The 9,343-nt window shown below is 53.5% G+C and carries 7 protein-coding genes; all 7 read right to left on the bottom strand.

The window, feature by feature from the left end; translation table 11 throughout:
• Positions 1-54: 54 nt before the first annotated feature.
• Complete coding sequence (locus tag P3L18_RS23610; protein ID WP_276115429.1) at positions 55-1,527, bottom strand: polysaccharide biosynthesis tyrosine autokinase; 1,473 nt, start codon at positions 1,525-1,527, stop codon at positions 55-57.
• Positions 1,528-1,569: 42 nt separating this feature from the next.
• Entirely contained in the window at positions 1,570-2,913 is a 1,344-nt protein-coding gene (locus P3L18_RS23605; RefSeq protein ID WP_276115428.1) for a hypothetical protein, read from the bottom strand.
• Between the two features lie 930 nt (positions 2,914-3,843).
• The gene (locus P3L18_RS23600; RefSeq protein ID WP_276115427.1) at positions 3,844-4,851 is read right to left on the bottom strand and encodes a hypothetical protein; all 1,008 of its coding nucleotides are present in this window, start codon (positions 4,849-4,851) and stop codon (positions 3,844-3,846) included.
• Positions 4,852-5,320: 469 nt separating this feature from the next.
• Positions 5,321-6,523: a glycosyltransferase family 4 protein gene (locus P3L18_RS23595; RefSeq protein WP_276115426.1), complete on the bottom strand. Its 1,203-nt coding sequence runs from the start codon at positions 6,521-6,523 to the stop codon at positions 5,321-5,323.
• Positions 6,510-6,998, bottom strand: a complete 489-nt coding sequence (locus P3L18_RS23590) for a serine acetyltransferase (RefSeq protein WP_276115436.1) — start codon at positions 6,996-6,998, stop codon at positions 6,510-6,512. Before P3L18_RS23590 ends, P3L18_RS23595 begins: the two co-directional genes overlap by 14 nt.
• Positions 6,999-7,040: 42 nt before the next feature.
• Positions 7,041-7,790: a WecB/TagA/CpsF family glycosyltransferase gene (locus P3L18_RS23585; protein WP_276115435.1), complete on the bottom strand. Its 750-nt coding sequence runs from the start codon at positions 7,788-7,790 to the stop codon at positions 7,041-7,043.
• 134 nt (positions 7,791-7,924) lie between these two features.
• Complete coding sequence (locus P3L18_RS23580) at positions 7,925-8,524, bottom strand: SGNH/GDSL hydrolase family protein (RefSeq protein ID WP_276115434.1); 600 nt, start codon at positions 8,522-8,524, stop codon at positions 7,925-7,927.
• Positions 8,525-9,343 lie beyond the last annotated feature (819 nt).

Raw genomic sequence — 9,343 nt, 5'->3', positions numbered from 1 at the left:
GCATGACCACCACAATCTGGCAAGTACGGATTCGGTGACTCATACATCCCAAGCTCAGGAACCTAACTGCCGAGGGATCAACGACGCCGACGCATCTACGTCGCCCGGAAACTGATCGCTTCGCGAACTGGAACCGTATATGCCGTAAGTTCCGTAGCCGTACCCATACCTATGTCGATCCGTCGCGGCCATATTAAGAACCGCACCTAGCACGTTTATATTTGCAAGCCGCAGCTGAGAGAGAGCTCCGCGCAGCGCCCACTTAGTACATCGGTTTGCGCCGACTGTGAGAAGCGTGCCGTCTGTATAGCGGGCGAGGAGCGCCGCATCCGAGACGGGAAGGATCGGCGAAGCATCAATGATCACGAAGTCGTAATCCTTCGCCAAAACGGACAACATATCCCTGGTCTTCCTTGATCCGAGGAGCTCGGATGGATTAGGAACCCGCGGCCCGCTACTCAGCACATCGAGACCCGGAACTGTAGTTTGCTGCAGCAAATCCGACACCTCAGCCTCGCCACGAAGAAATGTCGAAATGCCCTGTGCGTTTGACACAGAAATCCTACTACTCACGCTGGGACTCCGAAGATCACCGTCGACCAGAACCACCGACTTGCCAGCCTCCGCCAACGCCGCCGAAACGTTGATCGCGATGGTCGTCTTACCTTCGTTCGGGTTAGCGCTCGTTACCAGCAGTACGCGAGCAGGGTTGTCAACATCGGCAAAAGCAAGATTGGTTCGTAATCTCCTGAAAGACTCAGTCGTCGAACTTCCACCCGTGCTGAAATCCATCACACCGCCAGATAGCTCGGTGTCAAACGGGATCACGCCGAACACGGGTTCATCAAGAACCTCAACTAGCGACGACTCGGATTCGATCCTATTGTCGAGTCTCACCATTAGCAGTGCGACAACAACTCCCACTATCGCTCCAAGCACTAGTCCAATAGCGGTATTGCGGTAAACACGCGGCGAGACGGCGGTATTACTCTCCACCGCTGGTGTAATAACCGTTAATTTCGCTAGCGGCTGCCCACCACCGGCTGGCTGTTCAAGTTCACGAACATAATCAACCATCGACTTCGCAATCGCATTCGTAAGGTTGGCGGCAACGGCCGGATCAGCGTCCTTCGCAGAGATAGTCAACAGCACTGTGCCAGTCGAAGCCTGCGAAGACAATTCCTTCTTGGCATCTGCCGTAGACATTGCCAGCCCCGAAGCGTCGAGGGCACTAGCAATAACGGCCTCAGAGTGCACCAGCTGAGCGTACGACGAAACCCGTTGCTGCGATGCGAGCGACCCCTGATATGCCGCTTGAGAATCACCATCTGAACCGGACGTGACGTAGAGAATCGCAGACGACTCGTACATCGGAGTCTGGGAAAGACTAAAGAAACAACTTGCAAGCGCCCCGACAAGTGCACCAACGATTACTACCCACCACGCCTTCCCTACTGCTCGCACCGACTCACCCGCTCGTTGGCGGACAAACCCCGAATGCCCTGACGTTGTTGCCTGCTCACTCATCGACATGCCACCTTTGCGAGGGAAATAACGGAACGGATACGCTCACCGAGCGCGCACAGAAGAACGTGACCACCATCGGTCTCTAGCCGTTCGAGGCTCACCTACATTCGGCGCGACTCGAACAGCCCTCCACGCCCAAACTCCCGACGGAATCCCGACAACAGTCGAGTGCACTATCATAAACGCTATCAGAGGGCCTGGTACTCCACATAGATGTGCGAACGAAAAAGCCAAAGGGATTTGCACGCACACACACAGCGTCCAGACTAGAGCTTGACGCCCTACCTGGTTAGCAGCATTCAGGACGAAGCTAATTTGGGTAGAAACTAGCAGATAGACAGTATAGACGGCCGTCCAAACCAGAACTCCTCGCGACGGGATTAGACCACTCCCTACCCACTCACGACATAGCCACCGACCGATGGCCACCAAGACGCTAGAGACAATACACGCTAATGCAACGCTGATAAATCCCACAGAAGCAACATTCTTTCGGATCCATCTTAGATCGTTGCGCTCAAACGCACGAGCCATGCTGGCCCAAGACTGCTGCATACCAGTGGCGAAGAGACCTGTCACTAGGCCAAACATCCGGAGCGCTACTCCCAGAACGCCTGCAGCAACGGAGTCCAGAGCATACGCGACAATAACCACCGCAGATTGCTGTGACACCGCCGCCGATATACCGAGCATCAAGAACCCCGAACTACGACCCAAGAGCAAATGCAAATCCGACTTCGACACTAGCTTCCAGCCAATAGGAACACGTTGTTTCGAATAGAACAAGAAGAAAACCGACTGAACGAAGCTCGCAGCAACCGGGCCAAGCAGTACAGCGCCAACAAAGACCCACACAGCAAAATTCCCCAGAGAAAGAAATACAACCATTAGCAGCGTGATAACGCTGCCAGCCAAAAGGTACAAATTATTCACATAACCGCGCTGCCGTGCAAGACATATCCTATTTCCGACCAGAGCGGGCAAAGACGCGGAAATAGAGATGACAAAAATTAACAACGACAGACGCAAATCGGAGACAGATTGGCCCGGCGCGTCAAAAAAGACCGCGGTGGGAACTATTGCTGTAATAAGGGCACCTACTACAATCACCGTGAGACCAATCGCACACAACGCCGCCAAACCCGAGGAGATTATCCGTGAGCTGTCCTCCGGCTCACCAGACTCCTCGGCAGCCGACAGCGACGATATCAAGGCATTCCCTATTCCAAGATCGAGGAAACCTATCATATTCACGAGTCCACCGAAGACGGCAATCACACCATACGCGCTAGCGCCCACCTCGCGCACGCACAGAGCCACCACGAGAACATTAATTCCAACGATCAGCAGTTTAGCGACACTGCCACTTAGGAACGCAGCCGCCACGGATGCCGACGCTTCCGACTGGACTGACCTTTCCTCCGTGAATGCCGAACCCGAGGACTGTCCGCGCAACCTACCAAGCACCGCCTGCCTAGCCACGAGAGCCTGACTCGTAACGAGAGTCGACAAAGAGTCGACTAGACGCGTACGCCTGGTGCTGGGCTTCACGAAAGTAACCACCGTTCGAAAACTTTAGAGCTCTGCGGCTAATTGCCGCCAAAGCCCGCTGCGCAGGCGTATCTGACACCCCGAACTGACTACAAATCTCGGTATGCTCCACAAGAGCACGCTGCTCATACCTAGCTGTTGCCTGGCCGTCATGACGCGTGAAAAGCGCATGCGGCACACCAGTATAAGTGAAGATAGAATTCGGCAGCCGAGCAATCTTGTGCCATAGTTCCCAATCCATCTTCGTCAGGTTACCCACGCTCCACCGTCCTACCGATTCCAGGGAATCCCTTCTAATCAACGTCGTACAGGATGGAACCATACCTCCATAGTGATTAAGCACCCGCTGCGAGAATCTGTGACTCGTGACAAGGCGTATCTGATCCCCAGAGGTAGTTATTTGGTAATAATCACCATACAAAACGTCAGAGCCGCAGGCCCGAGCTACTCCTAGCATGAACTCAAGCATGCCAGGAATGTAACGCTCGTCAGCATTAAGCCACGCAATGTACTCGGTCCGACTATCGGACAACTCCATTGCCCTATTTAGGGCATCAGATTGTCCATCATCAGGGGCTGACGACCATCTCGCCAAGGAACTCGACAATATATCCACAGTGCCGTCATTCGAACCTCCGTCAACGACAATATGTTCCGCAATACCACTCTCTACTGACGGAGCAACCGACCTCAAAGCGAGCTCAATGTGCTGCGAAGCCTGATAGCAGGGGGTAACTACTGTAATGTTCGGACTCTTGCGCAGACTCATTTGATGCTCCTACGGTCGATGCCGATATAATTCGGCTGTATAGAGTTGGCGAAATCAAACCCGCGATCCGGATTCGACTCGATCACAATTGATGAAACACCCTGGTCGCAGGCCGAATCAGTCGGCCTGGTAATCATCAATGAAGTTGCCAGACAGCAAACGACGAGTGCTCCGGAGCCCGGATTGAACATGATCGGGTTCACCAACGCCGCGACGAAGGCTGCCCAGGTTGTCGTTGATAGCACGCCAGCGGCGACGTACCACTCGTGAAGAATAAAACCACGGGACGTACGGATATTTACCAGACTAGCGCAGTACAGGGCGACGTAGATCACTACGGCAACCGCACCGCCCCCAAGAAATAGGGACAAGAAATCGCTATGGGCTGGCAATAAAACGATCTTCGACTCAATCGTTGCCGGCACCGATACTGGTCCGGTGAACCATGATGAAAATAGGGGCTCATGTGTTCGTGCTAGAACCTGGCTGTAGATCTCATGCCGAGTCGATGCGTTATCTGTTTTGTCTACAAACCTAAAGTAGAACTCGCTTCGATCAAGGATCAAATTAATGCATAACACCAAAACGACGACTACAGTTCCAGCGAAAGCGGCTATAACTCTAGTCCGTATCGGCCCTAACCTTAAGTGGTAGAAGAGATATCCGCATACACCCAGCAATCCGACAGCCACAAAAGTTCCGGCGGAGTACTGAAGAAAGGCAAAGACAGCTGCTGCAAGCGCGAGCATAATGAGGAAGCAGCGGCGGGCAGCAAGCGCTCCGAATCCAACTGCAACAATTACTAGGAAGGACTTCTCATGATTAAGCGAATTCTTGGATAATGAAAACCATCCAGAATAGGACACACCGATAAGAAATATAATAGTCGACGCGAGGATTGAGATTCTTGCTGAATCGCGACGTAGCATAGCATTGGAATATTGCCCAACGCCGAAAAAGGGTACTGCCACAAGCAACAGCGGCAGCACCAAGGGAAGAGACACGTCTGTGGTCCCGTAAAATACTCTACCGACCAAGCTGCCGACAATTCCGTACGCTGACAATCCAAGAGCGAGTGCATTGACCAGAGAGAGGCTGCTCCACCGTATTCGTGCGACGTACACAAACGACAGAGCCGCGGCGACCAAGGGAACGTATTTTCCGGCTGGAATCGCAGACAACTTTCCGTTGCTATTCGCTAGCGTGACAATAAGCACCACTGCCAAAGGTAACAGAGGCGAGCGATCAACCACTAATGGCGATAGCATTGTCCAAACAAGCGCAACGGTCCCAACTGCTACAAATAACCCAATCATCTGTGTTGCGTCACGTGCTGTGCCGTAGCCAACCAACGTCGAAACAATTACAACCAAAAGGATCGAACACACGGTAAACGGACTTGCCGACAGGAGCCCTCCCCCACGACGGCTCGGTCCGGAAGTCCGGGAAATTGGCGCTAGGCACTGCGGCAGGCTAATCAATGGCCTGCCCCGCTTTCTGCTTCAACACATTGCGATACAACAGGTCCATGCGCTCTGACCAAATCGATTCAGAGAAATCCGATGTGAACCGTTGCGAAGCGCGTGCCGAATGGAACATCTGCCGGTCCGCAACAATTTCCTGTGCCGCAGAAAGCGAGGTCGCTCCCGAGCTCACCATCGGATCGAACACTAGCCCCGCTCCACCAGCAACTATCTGATCAGCCGAGTCGCACATCTTTGAAATCAGCACTGGGCAGCCTGCGGCGAGCGCTTTGATCGCCACTGTAGGTAGGCCCTCGGACCACAAACTTGGGACAATTAGGCCTCGTACTGTTCCTAATAGCCGGTCTACTTCCGTCTCGGTGATCTGCCCGAGCATCTTTGTCCGGCTGCTCCCAAACGAGGATAGAGAGGCCGCAACTGCTTCACTATCTGGCCCAGCACCGGCAATGAATAGCGGCTCATCGCGGTACATCTTCTGCTTTACTAGCCATCGGACGTTCTTCTCTAAGGTTATGCGTCCGACATAAGCCCACCCAACTCTCTCAGCAGGAGCTCGTGCGCCAGTGTCTGTCGGCTTCGGCGCAAAGTTGGGTATTACCACTTTGGCAACATCGGAAACGTAGCGTTCCATCTTTGCCAGAGCACTCGGATTCAGAAATACAAGTGCGGCCGAAGAATTAAGTAGCCTGCCGCCCCGTGCAGAACGTCTCGTCGAAATAGCGAGTGGGATGGTCGCAAGAGCACTCGCGCGATAGCAACGATGTATAACGGAATGCTGGGTTCCTCTGGTCGGGCAGAGTGAACAATCATTGCCATCTCTCCATAGGAGGCCGTTTGCGCAAACCGAGCGGTAGTTGTGTATTGTGGTAACGATCGGCACCCGGCATCGCTTTGCCCACGTAGTCCCGATGTTTGGGAAGGTATTATGGACATGAACGATATCTGGACGAAAATCAGCGATGTTTCGCAAAATCGACTCATCGGAAAATATTCCGGAACTGTACATAGATGAGCGTGCAAGATAGGTTATCGTTGAACTGACCTCGGGCGTCCGCCTAGCCAGCAATTCTACTTCGTACATCTTCTCAAGCGCCGCGACCTGGGTATTAACTACGGAATTCTCGCCGCTTGGCGTGGCAGCATTATAGAAACTATGGACTACTGCAACACGACGCGGCTTAATCCTCGTCACGACTCACCAGCTTTGCTACTGGGGAAATAGCGACAGAATTTGCTGGTATATCGTGAACTACTAGCGCATTCGCTCCAATTTTGGCGCCATTACCGACGGTAACTCGACCGATTATCGTAGCCCCTGCGCCTATCTCGACATTGTTACCTATTACCGGACATGGCCCGCCCGGCGCCGTATGCCCGATGGTAACCCCTTGTCGAATAGTTACATCATCTCCGATAACGCAGCCGTCATTGATTACTATCCCGACACCATGGTATAGACGCAGACGTTTACCAACCTGCAGTTTCCAGGGAATTTCAATGCCTAGTATCCATTCAACAGAAATTCGGTAGCTCACTCCCACGACTGCAGTCAACGGATTCTTCGCCCCCTGCGGCGACGCGCGAAGGAAATGCGCTAACCTGAACCAACCTAGAACTAGTTGCGCCTTAGGGTTTGAACGATTGACTGCAAAATCCCCGCGGATCATATCGAGCAACGCTTTACATGACCGGCCACTGGAATTCATAGATCACTCCACACTCTGAGTTCTCGACCGGAGACGGACTACACTCATTCCTCGACCAAGAGTCGTCCTAAACACAATCCATATGAACTGAACGTTTCCAAATAGATACCTTCTCCATAGTCGACTCGGGTCTTGACACAGTCGGAAGAGCCACTCAAAGCCGGATGCCTGTACCCACTTCGGCGCTTCAGTGACCACACCCGCGGCGAAGTCGAATGCCGCTCCGATGCCCACGCTTAGGGTCAAGGTGCGTTGCGACACTTCCTTGGCGACGAAGTCCTGCTTTGGAGTACCCAAACTTACCCAGATTATATCCGCATCGGTTGCGGATATCCGAACCCTCATGTCTTCGATTGCGTCATCAGAGTCAAGCGCTCCGAAGGGAGGAGCGTAAGCCCCCACTATCTCCAATCCCGGGAACCTCGTATAGAGCGCATCTTGCAAAAGTCCAAGGGTCTCATCAGTTGTTCCGAGCAGGAAGTGCTTAAGCCCATGTGCTCGACCCTCGCTTAGTACGTTGCAAAATAGCGAGGGACCACGCACACGGCCGCCTCCAGAGTGGTCAGGAGCGAGCACTCTAAGCAGTAGCGCCACTGGAGCACCATCGGCATAGGTAAGCCCAGGACCATTCAGTACCGCACTGTAGTCTGATCTTGTGTCCGCCAGAGCTACACAGTAGGCGTTCGATAGCCTGACCGTGTGCGAACTCTTTCGTTTTGCGCTAGCTATTACGGTCGCGGTTGCTTCTTCCATCGATGAGACCGCAAACCTAACCTTACCGAGAGATACGGTATGTCCCGCGGATGGAAGTGTCATCGTGATTACCCTCGTAGAATTTGGTCAATTGGGTCGAGCTTGTACTTCAGATTATTCTCTATTGGTTGCTTTCAAAGCTTAATTACTTGTCCTTTGCGGCTCAATACCTGCAAAGACTGCACCAGCCGCTGAGCAATGTACGCGTGACCAGCCGTCGTAGGATGGTTGTTGTCATCGCTAAGAAACTCTCCCAGATTCGCGGCGGTGATCCAGCGCTCATCAAGCGGGGATACGTAGTACGCGCCACTCATTGCAGCCTCGTAGCGGATGTCAGCGCACAACTGCGTTAGCGAACTATTCTGTTCGATAGAAGTTGGTACGATGCCCAGCACAACAATCTGCGCGTTCGGGTACTTGCTATGCGTGACGGTTATCAGCTGACGCACGCCTTTTCCGACGCCGCTTGGATTTCGTAGATCATTTATCCCGCCCTCAAGTATTACTAAACTCACGGTCGGATCGTTCGCCAGCTTCTCCATACGCTCTGAGAACGCGCCTTGCTTGTTTGGTCCAGGGTTGACATACCCGACGCCTCCGGCGCCATACACTTGAAGGTTGCGACCTATTGATGCTCCGGCCACGAAGGCAAACCCAGACGTTCTTGGGTCCGCTCCTACTCCCTCCACCCAGGAGTCTCCAAAGAAGACGACACCCGTATTTGGCCTAGGCATTCTTAGGGGGGGAAAAACCTTTTCTTGTAGAAAGTCGCTGGGACTCATCGAGTGCATTGATACCCTCGACGTGTTTGCTGGTAGGCGAGAAGCATGATCCCGAACTTCTATTAGCGACCAACTTAGCGTGAGCACGAGCACGACGGGCACGGCGAAGTACACGATGCGGGGGGTACGCGAGTTTCGACATCGCTTCGCCTTTATCAACGGCCTATCGCACTTTCTTGCTTAGCTGCCGACTCAAGAAAGTCGGACGTACGCCGTGCCGACGTCGACCAAGAGAAGTAGTCGATAGCCCAATCGCGTCCGCGCTTGGCGCTCTCTCGATCCGTTTTACCAACTGAGAGTAGAGCCTCTGCGACAGAATTTCGATCGAGGGAAAAGACCAGTCCAATGCGGTCAGCTTGCATCTGTCGCGCGATATGAGCGGTCAATGCGACCGCTGTAGGTGTCTGTGTCAGGAGACTCTCCACTACTGTCCGTCCCAGACACTCCCAGCGCGGAGAGTGGATGAATCCGATGGATTGTGCGAGAAACGAGTTGACTTGTTCCGCCGTGACTGCGCCACGTACATCAACGCTGTCTGCGATGTCCAGCATCTCTACAAGATCGCAAACTTCGGCCTTTCCTCCCTTATAGTCTTGGCCAGCCATCACTATCCTTGGCCTACACTCCCGCGGGAGTGAGGCCTGTGCCTCGAGTAAGATATCGATTCCCTTGTGGTACACGTCATACCTGCCTAGCCACGCGATGTAGGGCTCTCTCGCAATTGGGGCCTCGGGCAGTTCTGTACCGGGCAGCTCTCGGGGATCAAACCCG

Origin of the sequence: Gordonia sp. N1V (assembly GCF_029269935.1) — a bacterium.
Classification (GTDB): Bacteria; Actinomycetota; Actinomycetes; order Mycobacteriales; family Mycobacteriaceae; genus Gordonia; species Gordonia polyisoprenivorans.
The sequence above is the reverse complement of the archived record's forward strand: the minus strand, read 5'-3'. Positions and strand labels throughout refer to the sequence as shown.